The sequence below is a fragment of the Paenibacillus sp. FSL K6-2524 genome (assembly GCF_038005525.1).
In the GTDB taxonomy this organism is placed as follows: Bacteria; Bacillota; Bacilli; order Paenibacillales; family Paenibacillaceae; genus Fontibacillus; species Fontibacillus anaericanus.
In genome coordinates this window covers 482,425-501,682 of the sequence record NZ_JBBOSP010000001.1, presented here as the reverse complement: position 1 = coordinate 501,682, position 19,258 = coordinate 482,425, and the positions used below count along the sequence as shown (strand labels likewise).

General features: G+C 40.8%; 15 protein-coding genes and 1 riboswitch. Of the genes, 3 read left to right on the top strand and 12 right to left on the bottom strand.

Going from position 1 to position 19,258, the window contains the following annotated elements:
- Window positions 1-3: 3 nt before the first annotated feature.
- The 8 genes from NST85_RS02160 to NST85_RS02125 all read right to left on the bottom strand — a co-directional run bounded on the left by NST85_RS02160 (window position 4) and on the right by NST85_RS02125 (window position 9,373).
- Window positions 4-1,311, bottom strand: coding sequence for a 6-phospho-beta-glucosidase (locus NST85_RS02160; RefSeq protein WP_341188402.1), 1,308 nt, complete (start codon window positions 1,309-1,311; stop codon window positions 4-6).
- Between the two features lie 61 nt (window positions 1,312-1,372).
- Window positions 1,373-2,356, bottom strand: a complete 984-nt coding sequence (locus NST85_RS02155) for an N-acetylglucosamine kinase (RefSeq protein ID WP_341188401.1) — start codon at window positions 2,354-2,356, stop codon at window positions 1,373-1,375.
- Between the two features lie 19 nt (window positions 2,357-2,375).
- Window positions 2,376-3,365, bottom strand: coding sequence for a LacI family DNA-binding transcriptional regulator (locus NST85_RS02150; protein ID WP_341188400.1), 990 nt, complete (start codon window positions 3,363-3,365; stop codon window positions 2,376-2,378).
- 100 nt (window positions 3,366-3,465) lie between these two features.
- Window positions 3,466-4,827 (bottom strand): ABC transporter substrate-binding protein, encoded by a 1,362-nt coding sequence (locus NST85_RS02145; protein ID WP_307398322.1) that lies wholly within the window; start codon window positions 4,825-4,827, stop codon window positions 3,466-3,468.
- 72 nt (window positions 4,828-4,899) lie between these two features.
- Window positions 4,900-5,805: a carbohydrate ABC transporter permease gene (locus tag NST85_RS02140; protein WP_341188399.1), complete on the bottom strand. Its 906-nt coding sequence runs from the start codon at window positions 5,803-5,805 to the stop codon at window positions 4,900-4,902.
- Entirely contained in the window at window positions 5,805-6,695 is an 891-nt protein-coding gene (locus NST85_RS02135) for a carbohydrate ABC transporter permease (RefSeq protein WP_127193132.1), read from the bottom strand. Before NST85_RS02135 ends, NST85_RS02140 begins: the two co-directional genes overlap by 1 nt.
- A 693-nt stretch (window positions 6,696-7,388) precedes the next feature.
- Window positions 7,389-8,387 carry a LacI family DNA-binding transcriptional regulator gene (locus NST85_RS02130; RefSeq protein WP_307398326.1) on the bottom strand — a complete coding sequence of 333 codons (999 nt, stop codon included), beginning with the start codon at window positions 8,385-8,387 and terminating at the stop codon, window positions 7,389-7,391.
- A 194-nt stretch (window positions 8,388-8,581) separates the two neighbouring features.
- A complete protein-coding gene (locus NST85_RS02125; protein ID WP_341188398.1) occupies window positions 8,582-9,373 on the bottom strand; it encodes a CAP domain-containing protein in 792 nt (263 codons plus the stop codon).
- Window positions 9,374-9,379: 6 nt separating this feature from the next.
- A riboswitch (cyclic di-AMP (ydaO/yuaA leader) is annotated at window positions 9,380-9,512 on the bottom strand.
- 227 nt (window positions 9,513-9,739) lie between these two features.
- Between NST85_RS02125 and NST85_RS02120 the strand changes: the two genes are divergently transcribed.
- Entirely contained in the window at window positions 9,740-10,990 is a 1,251-nt protein-coding gene (locus NST85_RS02120) for a peptidase (protein ID WP_341188397.1), read from the top strand.
- Window positions 10,991-11,057: 67 nt separating this feature from the next.
- Here NST85_RS02120 and NST85_RS02115 read toward each other — a convergent pair whose 3' ends face one another.
- Window positions 11,058-12,128 carry a site-2 protease family protein gene (locus NST85_RS02115; RefSeq protein WP_341191059.1) on the bottom strand — a complete coding sequence of 357 codons (1,071 nt, stop codon included), beginning with the start codon at window positions 12,126-12,128 and terminating at the stop codon, window positions 11,058-11,060.
- Window positions 12,129-12,321: 193 nt separating this feature from the next.
- Here NST85_RS02115 and NST85_RS02110 point away from each other — a divergent pair, with 193 nt between their 5' ends.
- Together NST85_RS02110 and NST85_RS02105 are read left to right on the top strand one after the other, a co-directional pair.
- Complete coding sequence (locus NST85_RS02110) at window positions 12,322-13,470, top strand: MFS transporter (protein ID WP_127193136.1); 1,149 nt, start codon at window positions 12,322-12,324, stop codon at window positions 13,468-13,470.
- A 20-nt stretch (window positions 13,471-13,490) separates the two neighbouring features.
- Window positions 13,491-14,246, top strand: coding sequence for a class I SAM-dependent methyltransferase (locus tag NST85_RS02105; protein WP_127193137.1), 756 nt, complete (start codon window positions 13,491-13,493; stop codon window positions 14,244-14,246).
- 56 nt (window positions 14,247-14,302) lie between these two features.
- On the opposite strand, the gene NST85_RS02100 is transcribed toward NST85_RS02105, so the two are convergent.
- Genes NST85_RS02100 through NST85_RS02090 form a run of 3 tightly spaced genes read right to left on the bottom strand, consistent with a single transcriptional unit; the run spans window position 14,303 to window position 19,032 of the window.
- The gene (locus tag NST85_RS02100; RefSeq protein ID WP_127193138.1) at window positions 14,303-14,917 is read right to left on the bottom strand and encodes a hypothetical protein; all 615 of its coding nucleotides are present in this window, start codon (window positions 14,915-14,917) and stop codon (window positions 14,303-14,305) included.
- Window positions 14,889-15,362 (bottom strand): hypothetical protein, encoded by a 474-nt coding sequence (locus tag NST85_RS02095; protein WP_127193139.1) that lies wholly within the window; start codon window positions 15,360-15,362, stop codon window positions 14,889-14,891. Before NST85_RS02095 ends, NST85_RS02100 begins: the two co-directional genes overlap by 29 nt.
- Window positions 15,363-15,366: 4 nt before the next feature.
- Window positions 15,367-19,032, bottom strand: coding sequence for an AAA family ATPase (locus NST85_RS02090; protein WP_127193140.1), 3,666 nt, complete (start codon window positions 19,030-19,032; stop codon window positions 15,367-15,369).
- Window positions 19,033-19,258: the final 226 nt, after the last annotated feature.

Genomic DNA, 19,258 nt, shown 5'->3' with positions numbered 1-19,258 from the left:
GTTTTATTCAAAAAATGCAGGTAAATACGGCTTGTTACGCTCCAGCATCTCATCTAGCAATGTTCTAGCCACACTAACTGATGGAACTAGCGGATGGCTCACCATTGCTTGAAGCGCTATTCCTCTGTCGCCGGTTACCGCAGCTTCAATAGTGAGTCTCTCATAGGTTTTGACCGCATGGATTAATCCCTTGATTTGCTCTGGAACTTCCGTAACGGATAACGGAATAGGGCCTTTATTCGTAACGACACAGTTCACTTCAATGCTCGCGTTCGCCGGTAGGAAATCAAGAATGTTTCCGTTCGAGACGTTTAAAGTCTGGATGTCCCGCTTATCGTTATAAAGTGAATCCATCAGATTAACGGCAGCTTCCGAATAGTACGCACCACCACGTTGCTCCAATTGCTTCGGCTTATCCTGCAAATTGGGATCCTTATACAGTTCAAATAACTCGTCTTCAACTCTCTTCACAACTTCCGCACGAGTTCCATTCGCTTTCATAGACTCCACTTGTTCTTCAAGCATAATATCCGTCATATAGAAATATTTCAAATAATAAGAGGGAAGTCCTCCTAATCCCTTCAGGAATTCAGGATCCCATTCGGATGGGGGAACATTCTTAGCTGAATAGTCTTCTCGGTTATCCAACATCTCTTGAAGTCTATCCACTCCGTCAACCTCGATACGCGTTACCCAGTGCAAGTGATTTAACCCTACAAACTCGGTATAAATGTGTTCGATCGGCGTTTGATATTGTTCACTCAACCGCTTCTGCAAACCAATCGGCGCATTGCATAGTCCGATACTTTTCACTTTGGAATACCGGTTAATCGCTTCCGTAACCATTCCTGCTGGGTTGGTAAAGTTTAAAAGCCATGCGTTAGGACTTAACTCTTCAATATCTCGGCAGATATCTAGCAGGACAGGAATTGTCCGTAGCGCCTTCATCATTCCGCCAGGTCCTGTCGTTTCTTGACCGATTACTCCGTGCTGGTTAGGGATATGCTCATCCCATTTCCGAGCCTCTAGCAAACCAACCCTCATTTGAGTCGTGATAAAATCAGCCCCCGCTATCGCTTCACGGCGATCCAGGGTTAAATGTACTTCGATCGGAAGCCCCGATTTGGCAACCATGCGCTTAGCGAGTTCGCCGACAATTTCGAGTTTATGTCTGCCTTGCTCAATATCGACCAACCATAACTCCCTAACAGGTAGCTGCTCATACTTCCGAATAAAGCCTTCGACGATTTCCGGTGTATATGAAGAACCGCCGCCAATAACTGCTATTTTCAAACCTTTGGAATTACCCATTGTAACCATCTTCCCTTCCACTAGCTAATTATGTTAATCATCTTTCTGAAACATTACCTAATTACACCAAGCTATAATCCGATACGGTCCGAAGTTGTTCATACACTTCCTTGGAAATCTCATTCCCATCTGCCTCAAAGGCCAACCATACCGCACCAACAACAGGTTCTACCTGAAGTTTGGCTAATGAAGCAGAAGGCGCACACTCTTTAACCGCCTGCTCGATATAAGGGTGAATAAATCTCGCTTCCCCGCGAGTAAGTACACTGCCTGCTAGCACGACATCAAACTTCTCATTCTCCATACCTAAGCGCTTGATGACAGCCACTGCTGTCTTGGCCAACTCTACGCCCTGCGCACGCAAAATGCGAATAGCTACCTCATCACCCTGAGCCGCAGCTTGAAAAATCAACTTCACCGTACTAAGTGGTGGCATCTTATCTTCATCCAAACAATCGTTGAACAGAGTCGACATATTGTCGTAACCCATTTCCTGTAGCAGCATTTCAGTTAATAATGTCGGTTGCTCTCGTCCGTCCCATGCGCGAATAACAGAACGGAATGCTTCGACACTAAGTGATTCACCACCGCCGAAGTCTCCAAATTCATAGGAGAATCCTCCGCACTGATAAAAGTCACCTCGTGGATTTACCCCCGCACTGTTCGTTCCCGTCCCACAGATCAATACAACGCCATAAGGGCGATCAGTCCCTGCTCGAAGGGCAATCATCGTATCGCAATTCACATCATGATGCGGTAATCCAAGTTCTGCGATCATCGGTCGTAAGATCTGATAGTCTACTTCTCTATCAGCACCAGCTAACCCAAAATAAGCGAATGAAATATCGCTCTGACTAAGACCTGCTTGATTAAGCGCCATCTCTACGGACTCTCGTATATTGTGCTTTGCTTCCTCGTAGTCCGTTTGATGATTGCCATTTCCGCTTTGCCCTTTACCTACGATCTTCCCAGATTGATCGGTGATCAGTGTATACGTTTTGCTACCGCCACCATCTACGCCCATATAATATTTCAACGGATTCACTCCTATAATTGCATGTTTGTCAGAGTCTACGGGCTGTCGATTCCCGAATAACAAGCTCGGGAATTAATTGAACCGTCACATTACGCTTGGCTACTCCGCTTATACTCTTAAGCAACAACTCAACTCCCGTCCTTCCGATTTGCTCCGCTGGTTGTCGTATCGTCGTCAACATAGGACGAAATTCCGAAGCGATGACCTGGTCATCAAATCCGATAATCGAAATATCTTCAGGCACTCTGATTCCTTCATTTCTAAATGCATTCATGGCACCAAGCGCTACATAGTCATCACAAGCAAATAACGCAGTGGGTAAGTTGCCGGAATCAATCCAACTACGGGCAATTTGATAACCCGTCGATATTTCGAAATTTCCACGTTCTATATGGAAAGGCTGTAATCCCGATTCTTCTAAAGCTGAACGGAATCCACGTTCCCTTTCACGACTACTAAGAAACAGCTCTGGACCGCTAATATGTGCAATTTCTTTATGACCCAAATCAATTAGATGTTTCGTAGCATCATATCCGCCTTTGAAATTATCTACGATTACGGAAGTTGCGGACGAACTCAACAGCTGATTGTCGAGTAAGACAAACGGAATTTGGCTCTTTTTGAGCTCTAGTGTGTATTCATCCTCATGCATGGGCGACAATAAAAGAACACCATCCACACGGTCTTCCTTGAACAAATAATGTCTTTTATCTTGTAAACCAGAGGTAACGGATAATGCAACATAATACCCCTGTGCCTCTGCTGTATCTGTAATTGCTCTCACAATCTCATCCAAAAAGGAGTCTTTGAGCGTCGTGACAACTAATCCGATAATTCTGGTCTCTCCTCTTGCCAGACTGCGGGCAGCTGCATTCGGATGATAATCTAGCTCTTTCATCGCCTCTAAAACCTTTAACCTATTTTTCTCCCGCACACTAGTTGAATTATTTAAGACGCGAGAAACCGTCACAACCGACAAACCCGATTTTTTGGCTACATCAAAAATGCTTACCTTCATCTTATTTCGCTCCTAAAGCAACCGGTATAAAATGAAAAGGTATAAAATAGGGGAAGGAATTACTCCATTCCCCTACCATTTTCACTTATGTTACCTTGCCTTATTTGTTTACGCGTTCCAGAAGTTTATCCAGTTTCTTCTGAATTCCTTGCATAACTACGTCAACTGGACTCGTATTGTTCTCAGCAGCAGCAAACTCGTTAATGAACAATTCATTAATTTGCGAGTAGTTTGCTACCAAGTGATTGTAAGATTCTACGCCGTATTTATTCGCTCCGTCATATACATTCTTAATCGCCACTGGATCAACACCATCGAAACTGTTATAGTATTTTTCTTTGGCTTGGTCATTAATCGGAGGTGTACCACCGCTCAATTCAATGGATTTCTCCTGAACGTCTTTGGAAATGAGGAATTTAATGAACTCATAAGATTCTTTTGGATGCTTGGAACCCTTCAATACGAATAATGGGTCAACATACAATACGCTTCTCTCTTTGTCATTTCCGCCGTATGGAACAGCTGCTACACCAATTTTAAAGTTGAACTGATCCTGGCTCGCCAAAGCCCATGAACCACCAACCGTCATGCCCACTTTACCAGACAAGAACGGATCTCCGAATTGACCTGCTACAGATTTAGACCATGCTGGAGGAGGAGAAACCTTCTTATCCCAGATCAAGTCGATCAGTTTCTGGTAAGCTGCGATCGCTTCTGGAGAATCGAAATGCGTTTCGCTTGGTTTACCACCATTTGTCCATGTATCATCGGAATATACATTTACCCCGAAGTAAGCTGGTCTCATATCCAACTCACCCCATCCGAAGTTAACGCCGTATGCTGATTTCTCAATATCATCATCACGAACTGTCAACTTGTCAGCCACTTCAACCATTTTATCGAAAGTCCAACTTTTATCTTCATAATCTGAAGGAGGATAAGGCAAGCCTGCTTTATCAAACATATCTTTGTTATAAAGTAATATGGTAACGTAGTTGCTGAAAGGAATGCCGTATGTTTTACCGTCAACTTTGTAAATGTCCATTAACTCATCTGAAATCCCAAAATCTGAACCTTTAAAGCCATCTTCACTCATAATATCTGTAAGGTCAGCTAGTAGATCCTTGTTGTAATACTCCGCGAATCCACCATAACCAAAGTGCGATGTGATATCAGGCGAGTTCTTTGCTGCAATGTTTGCTTGCAGTTTGGAGTCAAATTGTTCGTAAGGAGCTTTCTCTACTTTGACTTTAATGTTCGGATTTGCTTTTTCGAAGTCAGGAATCAATTTCTCTACATAAGTTCTATCTGGAGAATCGATCGTATAGTACGTAATAGTTACAGGACCCGAGTCCTTCTCCCCGCCACTATTGCTACCACCTCCACCACAAGCAGACAAGACTAACACGAACACCAAAATTAAACTTGGAAGTATCAACCACTTTTTCTTAGCTTGATTCATTCTAAAATCCCCCTTTAAAAAAGTTTGGTTTGTATATATATCAAATAATTGAACGTTACTGCATCTGATCAATTACTTAATACCGGTAAGAACAATACCCTCAGTAAAATGCTTCTGTGCAGAAGCAAAGATCGCAACAACTGGCAAAGTCGTCATGATAGACGCACACATCAACAAGTTGTAAGGGGCAATCCGGAACTTAGACGACATCATAGCCGCTAACCCAACTGGCAAAGTAAACTTTTCTTGAGAACTTAAGTACAGTACAGGTCCCAATAGATCGTTCCAAGTCCAGATAAACGTGAATATAGCAACTGTAGCTAAGGCAGGACCTGAAAGCGGAAGTGCTATTTTCCAGAACAACCTAAATTCACTACAGCCGTCGATTTTACCAGAATCATATAATTCATTTGGCAATGACATGAAGAACTGTCTTAATAGGAAAATTTGATAGGCTGAACCAAGGAAAGTCGGTACAATCAACGGCAAGAATGTGTTCATCCAGCCTAAATTAGAGAAGAGTATGAATTGAGGAATCATGACCGCAGGATAAGGTAACATCATTGTTGAGATCATCAACATGAACATGATCTTCTTCCCTTTAGCCCGGTATCTTGAGAAACCATACGCCACTAGTGCGGATGAGAAGACCGTTCCTACAACTGACAATCCGGCGACAATAATACTATTCTTATAAAGGATACCGAATTTAATTTCATCATTAGTAAACAGTGTCTTGAAATTGTCCCAAGCAAATGTTTCAGGAATAATAGTCGGTGGAAATTGCAGCATTTCTTTTGATGTTTTCAATGCGGTAGATATCATGAATATCACTGGAAACAACATCGTACAGGTGAGGAGAATCAATAAAACAAATGCAACTATTTCGCCAACAGTCATTTTTCTCTTCCGGTCACCTTTTACTTTTGTAGGATCAATAATAATATTCGGAGTTTTATCAATCACGGTATCACTCATTAATCCCGTCCCCCCTCGTAGTAAACGAATCGATTCGAAGATTTCATAATGATCACGGTTACAATCAGAATTGCAACCAACAATAACCACGCCATCGCAGCAGCATACCCGAGACGGAAATCTTTGAATGCGCTCACATATACGTTGAAGACGTAGAATCGTGTTGAGTAGTTCGGACCACCCTGAGTCATAACGTAAGCTTGCGTAAATACTTGGAATGATTCAATTACTGCCATAATCAATTGGAATAAAAATACGGGAGAAATCATCGGGAACGTTACGCTCCAAAATGACCGCCATTTTCCTGCTCCATCCAACTTTGCAGCTTCAAGCAAACTAGCTGGAACGCCCTGCAAACCGGCCAAGAATATAATCATCCCAGCGCCTACGCCCCAGAACGTCATAATAATTAGGCCCCACATTGCAAACTTTTCGTCTAAGAACCAAGCAGGTCCCTTAACACCGAATAAGGAAAGAATGTAGTTGAAGATACCCGCTTCCGGATTAAAAATCCAGAACCACAAAAGTGACATCGAAACGCCGGATACCATACTCGGAAAATACATCGCTGTGCGGAAAAAGCCACGGGCAGGTATCTTCATATTAATGAGCATCGCGAAAATTAAGGATAGAAATAGACCGAGTGGAACACTAATAAAGGTATACTTCAGCGTGACGAGAATCGACTTGTAGAATAACTCGTCTTGGAATAGCTCTCTGAAATTGTCCAAGCCGATAAACCTAGGACTACTAATAATGTCGTAATCCGTAAAGCTATAATACAGTGATGCTAAAATTGGATATAACGCAAAGACTAAAAATCCGATTAACCACGGCAAGATGAATAGGTAGAAATAAAAATTCTCGCGCTTGGACTCAGATAATTTCATCCTTACAATCCCTCCCCTTTTTTATTTTGCTTTACCAAGATGTTGTTCATAAAGTTAAAGGGCTTTAACTTTATATGTTATGAGCTTATAATAATCATATTCATGATGTTTGACAATACCTTTTTAAAAATAAACTGAGTTTTTCGATTAAATAATAAATTAAAGCGCTTTATCGATGTCATGTATTCTAATTATCGTCTAACAATATAGATCCAATAATACTAAATACGATGATTTAAATATCTTTTTGATGAACTCAACATAATTACATTACATATAACGTTATATTTTTATTAAAACCCAACCTAATTTCATTATCATTGTCTTAATCCATTCTTTTATGTTATGTTATATAACACAATAGTCTTCATCTTTGTTCAATACTCCTTTTTAATACGATTCCGCCTTTTCCTACACAAAAACTGCACTATTTTATAAAAATAGAAGGTGTAAATAATCACAAAATATATGCTTTTAAGTTTAAACGGTTAAACTTACACTTTGTGCAAGCATCCTTTTTTGCATAATAATAAGACATAACCACACACCCTGCGACACCATATTGCGTTCATGAAATGATTATTAATTATACAAATAAAAAAGGAGCCTTCAGGTATACTACAAAAGTAGCAACCTAGAAGACTCCAGATATAAAGCTTATCCCATTTGGCATTATGCTTGAATTCTGTTTATTTATGAAGAGTGCCGTGGCACCCCTGAGGATTCTCTCACAATTAACTTCGGATCAAGTTCCACAGTCGCATTTCGTTTGGACGGATCCTTGATTAAATTCAGCAGGATATTTACGCCCTGCCTCCCGATCTTTTTGAATGGTACACGAATCGTCGTCAATGATGGATGAAACTCATCGGCATATACTTGGTCATCAAATCCAACAATCGATACATCTTGGGGAATTCGGATTCCCTCATTCTTAAATGCATCCATTACACCAATCGCCATAAAATCATCTGCTGCGAAAACCGCAGTAGGTAACGTGCCCGATTCAATCCAACGCCTCGCGACATTGTAACCTGAGGGAATATTGAAATTCCCTTGTTCAATACCAAATGGCTTCAGTCCTGCCTCTTCGAGCGCAAACAAATACCCTTTCTCCCGATCCTCGCTACTTGTGACTAGGCTAGGTCCACTTACGTGAGCAATCTCAGTATGCCCAAGATCGATCAGATGCTTTGTCGCATCATAGCCACCTTTGAAATTGTTTATAATAACTGAAGGGGCCGAAGGAGTACGCTGCTGATTATCCAGGATGACAAAAGGGATTTTTCTCTTCTTAAGTTCCATTATATACATGTCCGGATCTGTTGGAGACAACAAGATCACTCCATCTACCCGATCTTCCTGAAATAAGGAACGGTGGAATGTGTCTTCATGCTGTGAAATAGAAAGCGCCAAGAAATAATCATGCTCCGCTAAGTAATCGTTAATCTCCGTAATTACAGCATCAAGAACAGTATCATGTAATGTGTTCAACATTAGCCCGATAATACCGGTTTTGCCACTTGCCAGGCTTCGAGCAGATGCATTCGGGCGGTAATCCAGGTCTTTCATCGCCTGTAATACTCGTTCCCTATTCTTCGGCCGTACAGATGTCGCATTATTCAATACCCTGGATACCGTAACGACCGACAGACCCGACTTTTTGGCAACATCGAAAATGCTCACTTTCATTAGAAACCGCTCCCGTTTTAACACAATTTACATTAACATACCACATTTTGCGCCACATTTCACATATAACATAGGTATTTACATAGGATTATTATTTATTGTTTTAAAGTGGCTCAAAACGTTAACTTTGTCGTCATTTTTAACACAAAAAAAGCCCGCAGGTATACCTGCAGGCTTCCATTCCAAAGTTATTATTATCCGATAAATTCTTGTACCCACACACCATTATAGTACGCTACACCGATTGTAGTGTAATTAGCACTTAGAATGTTTTTACGGTGACCATCGCTATTCATCCATGCATTCATCACTTCTGCTGGTGTACGTTGCCCTTTGGCAATATTCTCACCAGCCGTACGATATTGAATACCTTGCGCGTTCATCAAATCAAACGGAGATCCAAGAGTCGGCGAATTATGGTCGAAATAATTGTTGTTATACATATCTTTCGCTTTCAGCATCGCGACATTAGTAAGTGCAGAATCGGATTTCAAAGGTTGAAGTCCTACCTTAGCACGTTCTTGGTTCACTAGATCAACCACTTGTGCAGCAAAATCATCCTTCACAGCTTGATCCCCATTATCCGTTCCTGTTCCAGGATTTGATGGTTCTGGTGCTGGTGTACTTGGTTTCACTGGAGTGCTTGGCACTACTGGAGTACTCGGTTCTACTGGAGTACTTGGTTTCACCGGATCACTAGTTTCCGGTTTGCTAGATTCCGGAGTACTAGATTCAGGCTTGCTATTGTCCGGTAATGTAACATCTGGTTGTGAGATAACAGGCTTAATATTAAGTCCTAGCTTATCCAAAAGCTCAGACCAGTTCTGAGTATTAAAATAAAAGCCGTAGCTTTCAATGTTTATCATATTAAAATTCGGAACCTGAGTAGCCACATCTTTCGGAGCAGCCATTGTCGGGCTTGCCGCTAGAACTGGTGCTAGAATAAGAGCTCCGGTGATAACCATATTTTTAAACTTGTACTTCATAAAATAAATCTCTCCCTTTGTAGCCTACGAGGTTAGCTGACGGGTTCGGGTCAAAGTGGATTCCCCTTGTCACATGCTTGCGACTTCACCCCAATAAATGGTTCCCCCGTGCCCGAATGGGCTTCGGCATGATTTTTGGTACGTCCAAATCGTAACATGGATCCCAACTCGAATCACTTCTAAATTAATGTTAATTGATACACATATACCCATAGTAAATATATGAAATCTAAAGAGATTCCCATACAAACTGCAACATTTCACGGGACCTCACCGTCTAGAATTATATAAACAAGCCTATTTGGCTTAAATTAACTTTCCAAGCACCTAGGTTGAATATCTACACAAATAATGGAGGTATGACAAATGAACAAAATGTATAAAGTAATAGCAACAGCATCTATTCTAACGATGGCAGCTATGCCAGTGGCAGCAAATGCACAAAGCATCCCAACCGCTGCACCAGCTCATTACGGACAAATTAGCCTTGGTAACATTCTGAGCCAACTCAAAGTGATTTCAGGTACTATGGGGCAAATTACTGACTTTACAAATGATAAAACCGGCAAGTTCATTACCGTAACAGGTCGTGGTGTTACACCATCCGATCAAAGCGAAATCGTTCTTTCCATCACTAAAGATACTAAAATTATAGATTCTAAAGGTAAACGCGTAGCTCTACAAACGATTATGGATGAGAAGAAAGCCGTTAAAGCATTTTACAGTCCTAGTATCACAAAAAGTATTCCAGCACGCGGAACCGCATTGACACTTATTGTTCAAGACCAAAGCTTCACTGGAATTGACGGTAAGGTAACCGAAGTGCAAGAAAACGGAATTGTTGTAACAGGTAAAGACATCTATAACTCGAACGAGGACACGATGGTATTACACTTTGCCAACAAAGCTGTAATTATTGATCAAAATGGTAAAGCCATCAAAGCCGCTGATATCAAAGTTGGCATGAGTGTCAAAGCATTTTATGGACCTGCTGTAACTATGAGCATTCCAGCTCAATCCACAACCAACTATGTCGTGGTGAATACAGAAGTAGAAGAGTCCGTTCAAGAGGAGGTTGCCGGTACGAACGGTATTATTACAAATGTAGAGGATCACAGAATCACTTTGATCGGAAGCGCAATGAAACAAGGCGGAACCGATTATGTCATGCTTTCCGTTGATGAGAAAACTCAAATCGTTGACGAAGAAGGTAATACATTAACTAAAGATGCATTGAAAGCTGATGTTCGTGTTGATGCTTACTATGGTCCAGTGATGGCACTTAGCTTCCCAGGCCAAACACATGCTGACAAAATCGTCGTTAAGGCAGAAGCAACCAACAAAATTGAGGGTACAATCTCTGCAACAGACGATGTAGCAAAAGACCAAGTATATGTAAATGTAGGTTCTGACAACTCTCGTCAAAACGATGTCATTTTGAATATCTCGGAAGATACTAAAGTGATCTCTATACTTGGTGGTCAAGTAGAATTGAAAGCAGGTATGAAAATTGTTGCCTACCACTCATCCATGATGACTAGATCATTGCCAGGTATCACGAATGCTGAAATTGTAATTATCACTCAAGATGACAGCATGGCAGCTCCTAATCAATAATTGAATCATTAAATAGAACAAGCCGATCTCCCATTTGGGAGTTCGGCTTGTTTTTTTCGAAGATATATCAAAGATGATTAGATTGCACCATATACATCATAATCCCTAATAGTCCGGCTAAACAAAAATAACTGATACCGTATTTCCAACGTACATTTGTGGGCACATCATAGTACTTATCATTATCGTAAACGGTAAAGTTTATCTCACAATTCACCTTGAGATGTGGTCCGTCCTCCAAATAAACCTGATCCACTCCAGCTACACTTACTTTATGAATAATACTTTGCTGCGGAAGTTGTGCTATGCCTCGGAGTCCTAGGCTCTCCCAGAAGATGGTCACATGTTGCTGTCGGTTCAGGTCGCTATACGTAGCAAATGGTAAATTCCTTTTGTGCTCAGGTCCAGGTATCATGTATCCTTCACTTTGCAGTTGCGTAAGCGGTATTACAAAACTCTTCATGATGAAATGATTTTTATGATTCTTACGCCGCCGAATATACTTATTGAATAAATCATAAGCAAATAGTGCCCAAATAATGAAGAATAAAAACGATCGCATATAAAAAATAACGACCAAACCACCCACTAATCCAACCAACCATAACCAGCGTGAAACTGCAGTAGAAATCCGTCCTCCATCAAGCGGATGGATCGGAAGTAAATTGATGAGATTCAGAAAAAAGCCAACATAAGCAAGTGAATATAGTAAGGGATGATCAAAATACAAAGCCGCCCAAAAAACAGCCGTCGCACCAACTGTCCCGAGAAGAGGTCCCCCAAAGGCGATATAAGCTTCGGTTTGCGCATCCAACGGTCGTTGTTTCATAGATATTAATGCACCAACAAAGGGAATAAATAACGGTGCACTGACCGGCAGTCCCTTCTGTTTCGCTGCGATAACATGACCTAGCTCATGAACAAGTAACAACAATACAAACCCAATAGCAAAACTCCATGGATAGATTAATGCGTAGGCGCCTACCGACACCATCATAGAAATTACGGGTCCAGCAAATTTACTGAATTTAAGAACAGAAAGCAGCGCCTTGCCTTTGAGAAGAAGAAAGACCCCCGCCCCTCCCAGCCACTTCAGTAAATTTGATGACGTTGGTTTCCCATTATTTTGCTGCAACAGCACTCCTACTTCCTCTTAAATTATTTATTCGGCTGAATATATGTATATGAGAGTATTCTAGCATACACCTTTTTCCTAACAAAGAAAAACTACAACACAATTGCGGCTTCTAATCTATTTTATTTAATGTTATAACAAAACAATGAGATCTTAACAGAAATTCTGTCTACAGCGGAAATGAGGAGATACTTCTTTGAAGACACTAGCAAGCTATTATTTTTTATTTTACTTGGCCATGTCTGTTCTTATGCCCTATACTAGCCTGTATTTTAGCGAGCGGGGTTACAGCTCTACTACGGTCGGACTCATCTTGTCCTTATGGGCTTTGGTAAGTATCGTTGCGCAGCCCATTATGGGGATGATCAATGACCGCATCAACAATCCTCGAAAAATTCTGATGATTTGTGCCATAACAGCTCCGGTGCTGGGCATGGGATTTCAATTTGTGGATGGAATGATTGGAATCATCGTATTGTCTATCTTTTTCGCGTGGTTTCAATCTTCTGCAGGACCGATTGGAGATTCAATGGCCGTAGAGATTGCTAGTAAAAAAGGATATTCTTTTGGTAGCATTAGGCTATGGGGAGCCTTAAGCTACGCGATAGGAACATTCGCAACAGGTATTATTTACAATAAATTCGGTTACAACAATATCTTTATTTATTATTTAATTATTTGTGCGACCGTATGCATCGTCATTATGTTCTTCCCCGGAGCTAAAGTCACCCGTAGTAAAATATCAATTTATGGTCAAATGGGCGCGGTCATTCGCAACAAACCATTTATGATATTCGTTGTCACAAGCATGCTCATGATGATGTCCGCCTCCATTAATATGAACTTTTTGCCGTTATACTTTAAAGAGATGGGCTTTAATAAGAGCTGGATCGGTAGCGCATTTGCAATTGCCGCCCTTATTGAGGTTCCTATGTTCTGGGTAGCGACCAAGCTTAGCCGAAAAATCGGCAGATACCAGCTACTATGCGTAGCTGCCGCGATTTATGGCGTTCAATATTTCGCAATGTTCATCTTCTCCAACGTCACTTTGACGCTTGTAGTTCAGTTATTAAATGGCATTGCATATGCTTTCGTTGCAGGTACTGCTGTTGAAGTCGTACAGAGTTATGCCACAAAGGGAACAAACGCAACGTTGCAAACGATATATGCGGCTGTAACTGCGGGACTTGGGGGCATTATCGGCAATACGTTGGGAGGCATTATCATCGATCGCATGGGAGGACAATTTCTATATTTGATCCTCTTCTGTCTATGTATCGCGTCTTCCTTACTGTTTATGGTGAACAGGCATCATCAACATCATCAACAATCGATTAGCGGTTAATTTTAGAGGAGGTTATCAGTATGGAATTTACTAATAAATTCACAGGAAAAGCGACTATTTATTCCAAATATCGTTCTAGCTACCCTATGGCATACATTGATTATCTAATCAATAGAAATGGATTAACCAATACTCACACCTTAGCTGATATAGGATCTGGCACGGGAATACTAACCAAGCAACTTCTCGATCAAAATTTGAAAGTCATTGCCATAGAACCAAATAACGATATGCGAATCTCAGCAGAAGATGAATTAAATCATTATGAGCAGTTTACTTCTCTAAATGCTGCCGCTGAAAATACCGGCTTACCCAATAGTAGTGTAGATTTAATTACTGTTGCTCAGGCCTTTCATTGGTTCGACAAAGATAAATTTAAATTGGAATGTCAGCGAATATTAAAACAAGATGCGAACGTCGCATTGGTGTGGAATAGCAAGGTCTCTTCAAGTGATCTAGTTTTAGAAAACGCCGAAATATGTAGGAAACATTGCTCTGCATTTGTGGGATTCAGCGGAGGTATCGAGGAAACACCTGAAATGTTTCAGCATTTTTTTAGGAATGGAACATATGAATACAAAGAATTTGAAAACCATTTAGAGTATGATTTGAATAGTTTCATCGGACGCAATTTATCATCCTCTTACGCTCCGAAAGAGACAGACGATAGTTATAGTCACTTTATCCAATCCCTATCTGAATTGTATTATAAATACAGTAAGAATAACGTGCTTATCATGCCTAATCTGACACGTAGCTATATTGGGCAAGTCTAATCCCAACAAAAATGACCCCCGTTATGAGGGTCATTTTTGTTTATCTGTACAACAGCCTACCTTACCAAAGTATATGTATTAAATTCTCCCTCAGGCGTGCCGTTGAAGTAACTTTTTCCGTTGACTTCGTATCTGATCGCATAAGTAATACCTCCACCACCGTCACGGATGCCCTTAATCTGAATATCACCAATCGCTGGTACCACAAATGTTTTTGGCTTATGCTTGATCATAAACGAATCTGTAAAAGGAACCCCATTCACCAATACCTGTACGTAATCACCATCTTCAGCTGCGTAATCCCAAACCCATATCTTAGTTTGTTCAGCTGTGGATTGATGCTTGACTGTATAATCCTGTGCTCCCATCTTTTCATCAGCAGGTAACAAAACAACTCCTGCTTTTACCGCTGCAGATACTTTGCTAGATAGCACATTTTGCGCTGATACGGAGGAGTCGTACACTGTAGACCTACCAGATATCATTAAAGGAACTATAATTGCAAACATACATATCGCACCAAATATCTTCATGCGTCGATCCAGCGGGTTACGAGATTCCTCTCCCCCAGGATCTCCACCTTCGAATGAGGGAGGTGTATTGAAGTCCATGTTTTGTGTCTTTGCTGATGTTTCATCTCTTTTAAAAATGTCCTGTTGTTGTTTGTCCACTAGCGGTTCTCCTCCCCTCGGATCTCAATGGCTTAACCTTGTAATATACGGACATAGCTAATCGACATATGACGATCTGCACAATCATTAGAATATAGAACGTAGTATGTCTCACTTCATTATTTACTTCATAGCCATAGTTCAAAATAATAAGTGCTACTTCTAAAATAACGATATTTATGAACCCTATTTGTACTAATGGAAATAACCAAGGTAACACTCGATACATTATGCGAAGTGGTGGGATCAGCAACGACAGGCCGATAATAAAGCCACATAATCCGACAATAATAAAGTCACCACTTGGCCCAGAGAATCCTGAAGTACGAATTGTGCTCACATCGCTTAAGAATAACAGGTGTATTATAAATATCACTAGTAACATAGGGAGTATCAGAGCAGCGAAATAGATGAATGCAAATGCGTTTGCAAAGAACGGTTTCATTTCCTTATCCTCCCCCTATATCAAATCCACTAATAGTAATTAAATCTTCTCTAGTCAAATCAGTATCCGCACTCAGACGAATGGCTTGATTATTAACTGCTTTTTCGTATACGTTGCGAACGTAACGCCCATTACCAAAGTATGGATCTCTTCTGGCACCCTCCAACAGATCACTTAGTTTGATCTTAGCTGATTCGTCCAGCTCATACCCTTTACCTATAAAGAATTTTTCAGAGATCTGCATCAATTGCTCGGTATTGTAATTCTCGAATGTGATGATGTTTGGAAATCTCGATTTAAGCCCTGGATTCACAGTTAGGAAACTGTCCATATTCCGACTATATCCAGCTAGAACTATAACAATTCGATCCCTGTAATCATCCATCAACTTGACTAATGTATCAATCGCTTCCTTACCGAAATCACTGATACCACCCTGCGCAAGTGCATAGGCTTCATCAATAAATAGTACTCCATCTAGTGCATTCATAAAGATTTCCCGCGTCTGAATTGCCGTCTGCCCTACATAGCCAGCGACAAGAAGAGACCTATCCGTTTCAACCAGTTTGTTGGTTTTTATAACACCTATGTTATATAGTACTTGGGCTATCGTGCGCGCAACCATCGTTTTTCCCGTTCCAGGGTTTCCTTTAAAAATCATATGAAGCGTCATGGATTCATCCACCGTAAGTCCGAGCTTTTTGCGCTCCTTCTGCACTCTTAACCTTGCATTCAAACTTCGAATGTAATCTTTAACTTCATCCAGACCGATAATCTTACTAAGTTCAGCTTCGAGGTCAAAGTTGATCAATTCCGTGCTCTTAGGTTCAATATCAGACGGTATAATCACATTCATATCTTCCAAGGCTATTTCGTTCATTGCAATTCGGGCCGATTGATTTCTTGTGATCTCTTCGATATAGTTTCGAATCATACGGCCATTTCCAGACGGAGTACTTTGATGCTTATACAAAATATTAATTTGTTCATTTAAAATGATGTTTCCGGCTTCAGCTAACATAAAGCCCTTGTCTGATATAAATTTAAGAGCAATGGCTTGCAACTCTGCTGCTGTATAATCCGGAAAATTGATTTTTAGAGGGAAACGTGAGTCTAGCCCCGGATTAACCTTAAGGAAATCACTCATTTCCTTCTGGTAACCTGCCAAAATGACAATGACTTCGCCACGATAGTCTTCAATAAGCTTAACGAGTGTATTGATAGCTTCATTTCCGAAACTATCACCGTCAGATGCTAAGGCATACGCCTCGTCAATAAACAACACCCCACCTAGTGCTGACCTGAAAACTTCCTCCGTTTTCTGAGCTGTATGACCGACATACTTGTCGACAAGGCCACCTCGGTCTATCTCAACCAGTTGCCCGGATTTCAATAACCCCATATCCCTGAACATATCAGCCACAATCCTAGCTATTGTCGTCTTACCAGTTCCCGGGTTACCACTGAAAACCATATGCAAAGATTGGGTTACATCAACCTGAATTCCGGCACTCTTTCGTTTTTCCTGTGCAATGAGTTGTCGGTACTGGGTCCTCACAAACTCTTTTACTTGTTCAAGTCCAATAATCGGTGCCAATCGCGCCTCAAGATCGAATCCACTTCTTTCATCAAACTTAAAATCTTCATATAAAAGCATATCGAGTGGTATCCCAGCATGCTCAAGCACCCGCTTCGATTGGTTAAGAATTGTAGCCTCTATTACATTACGAACCAGACGCCCATTGCCACTATCATTTTTCCCTTTGATTTGTTTTTGATCATATAGCTGAATGAGAGGGTCCTTACAGTCTTCTGCAATCTGATAACCTTTTGTTTTAGCTATAACCAGAGATATTTGGTACATTTCTTCAGATGTGTAATCCTCAAACTCAATGATATTAGGAAACCTTGATTTCAAGCCGCTATTTACTTTAAGAAAATCATTCATTTCTTCCTTATATCCGGCCAAAATAACTACCAAATCATCCCGGTTGTCTTCCATACTTTTAACAAGGGTATCAATAGCTTCAAGACCAAAAGTATCATACTTGTCTCGGCATAAAGAATAAGCCTCGTCAATGAAGAGTATGCCTCCTAACGCTGACTTGATCACATCTTGAGTAAGTTTTGCAGTATGCCCTACATATTGGCCGATAAGATCCGAGCGAGTTACCTCCCGCAATTGTCCGGTTGAGAGGATCCCTAAAGCTTTGAGATATTTGGCTACGATTCGTGCAATCGTCGTTTTTCCTGTGCCAGGATTCCCAGTAAAGATCATATGCATAGAAACTTGCGAATTCTTAAAACCTGCATTTTCACGAATTTGTTGAACCTTAAGATTATCCTCCAGCTGCAGGATATATTGCTTGACTGATTCAATCCCAATAATCTTAACTAATTCCTGCTTGATCTCTTCAAGGCCAGTGTTGCGTTTACGAGGGAGGACATCTGCCAGATGAACTTGGATTCCTCTGATCTCTGCGACGAACCCTCCATCTAGAACAGATATCTTGATGGATTCATTTGGCTGTAGCGCATTTCTCAATTTATACTCCGCTAGAGGCCTATAGAGATTATCTTGGATAAATATTTCAATGCCACTAGCTCCCGTAGCACTTCGATAAGCCATGATGATTCGTTCATGAACAGCTTGATCCCAGAACAGAGTAACTGCCAACTGAGCGACACATTTTTTGCCGAGAGCTTTCATGTAATTCATCGCAAGCTCCAATAGATCGCTATCGCTAAAATCTCCTGTAAAGATGAAGTCGCCCACTATATTCATAAACTTAATGCCAAAAATATCCTGAACCTCTTGCTCCGATTTGACTGAAGAAACCACAAAAATCTTGCCATTAACCCCGATTTCGCTGATCGAGTTGCTTAGAAGTGCGCCGGTTGCCTCAATCAAGTTATTATCCTGAAAGATATACCTTGCGCCAAATGTATATTTCCCTATTAAGCTCAATGTCGTAATGACATCAATTATACTAGGATGGCATTTCTCTGGGTTCTCGAATAGAACGATTTCTGGCGTATTATATAAACATTTGTATAAGTCAGATAAAAATAGCCTTAACTCGGAATCATGGGTATAAAGTGAGAGATCTATGATTGAAATTAGAGGATTGGTGGCAAGCCTACGCTCGTGAAGTAGACCAGCCATATGAGTAATACTGGTTCGTTTTCCTGTTCCTTCGGGGCCTAGCACAACGATGATATTCTTTGGCTTCAAGCGGTCATACCCGGTAACATAAGGTCTTTTGAATGCAAGGCACAACTGATCCAAATACTGCTGTTGCCCAACAATACGCCGATCTATTTCGTGTCTAATACCTTGGAATATTGCTGTTAAATTAGTATTATCGGGGGTTACTATTGTCTGAGAATTGGGAGATCCATCTCTTCTCCATGACGATCCCGTTCCTGCTGAGTTACTTCTTGCGTCCCCACTTGGAACCGACGGCCCCGCAGTTGGTGGCATCTGCTGATTCATCGTGGAAGCAGATCCTCCGCTACCTCTTGGTACAGGAGTTTGATTATTTAGTGGATGCTGATGTTTTGGATTATTAGGTCTGTATCTGGAAATGAACCCTTCCTCTTGTATCGCCTGAATAATATTCCATTCAGGAAATAGAAAACGGATTATCCCTTTGAAATCAAATCGCATTCTTGTGTCCGCCTTTCTTAGTCGTAGCACTTGAATCTTGCAATACTATTCTACAATAAAGGCAGATATTCCTTTATATTGGAACATTATACTTAAAGAGAAATTCCAACTGAATCATGTGAGTTGGTATTATATTTGAACAAATAACAATAATCGAATGCCACCCAGAGTCCGTTTTTGTTATTCAAAAAAGTTGACATATAAGTTTCCATAATTTATTATATCG

Excerpts from the sequence above, each read along its gene's own strand:
- NST85_RS02150 (WP_341188400.1), bottom strand. The coding sequence starts at position 3,365 with ATGAAGGTAAGCATTTTTGATGTAGCCAAAAAATCGGGTTTGTCGGTT.
- NST85_RS02105 (WP_127193137.1), top strand. The coding sequence starts at position 13,491 with ATGGAATTTACTAATAAATTCACAGGAAAAGCGACTATTTATTCCAAA.
- NST85_RS02130 (WP_307398326.1), bottom strand. The coding sequence starts at position 8,387 with ATGAAAGTGAGCATTTTCGATGTTGCCAAAAAGTCGGGTCTGTCGGTC.
- NST85_RS02135 (WP_127193132.1), bottom strand. The coding sequence starts at position 6,695 with ATGAAATTATCTGAGTCCAAGCGCGAGAATTTTTATTTCTACCTATTC.
- NST85_RS02125 (WP_341188398.1), bottom strand. The coding sequence starts at position 9,373 with ATGAAGTACAAGTTTAAAAATATGGTTATCACCGGAGCTCTTATTCTA.
- NST85_RS02120 (WP_341188397.1), top strand. The coding sequence starts at position 9,740 with ATGAACAAAATGTATAAAGTAATAGCAACAGCATCTATTCTAACGATG.
- NST85_RS02140 (WP_341188399.1), bottom strand. The coding sequence starts at position 5,805 with ATGAGTGATACCGTGATTGATAAAACTCCGAATATTATTATTGATCCT.
- NST85_RS02160 (WP_341188402.1), bottom strand. The coding sequence starts at position 1,311 with ATGGGTAATTCCAAAGGTTTGAAAATAGCAGTTATTGGCGGCGGTTCT.
- NST85_RS02095 (WP_127193139.1), bottom strand. The coding sequence starts at position 15,362 with ATGAAACCGTTCTTTGCAAACGCATTTGCATTCATCTATTTCGCTGCT.
- NST85_RS02090 (WP_127193140.1), bottom strand. The coding sequence starts at position 19,032 with ATGCGATTTGATTTCAAAGGGATAATCCGTTTTCTATTTCCTGAATGG.
- NST85_RS02145 (WP_307398322.1), bottom strand. The coding sequence starts at position 4,827 with ATGAATCAAGCTAAGAAAAAGTGGTTGATACTTCCAAGTTTAATTTTG.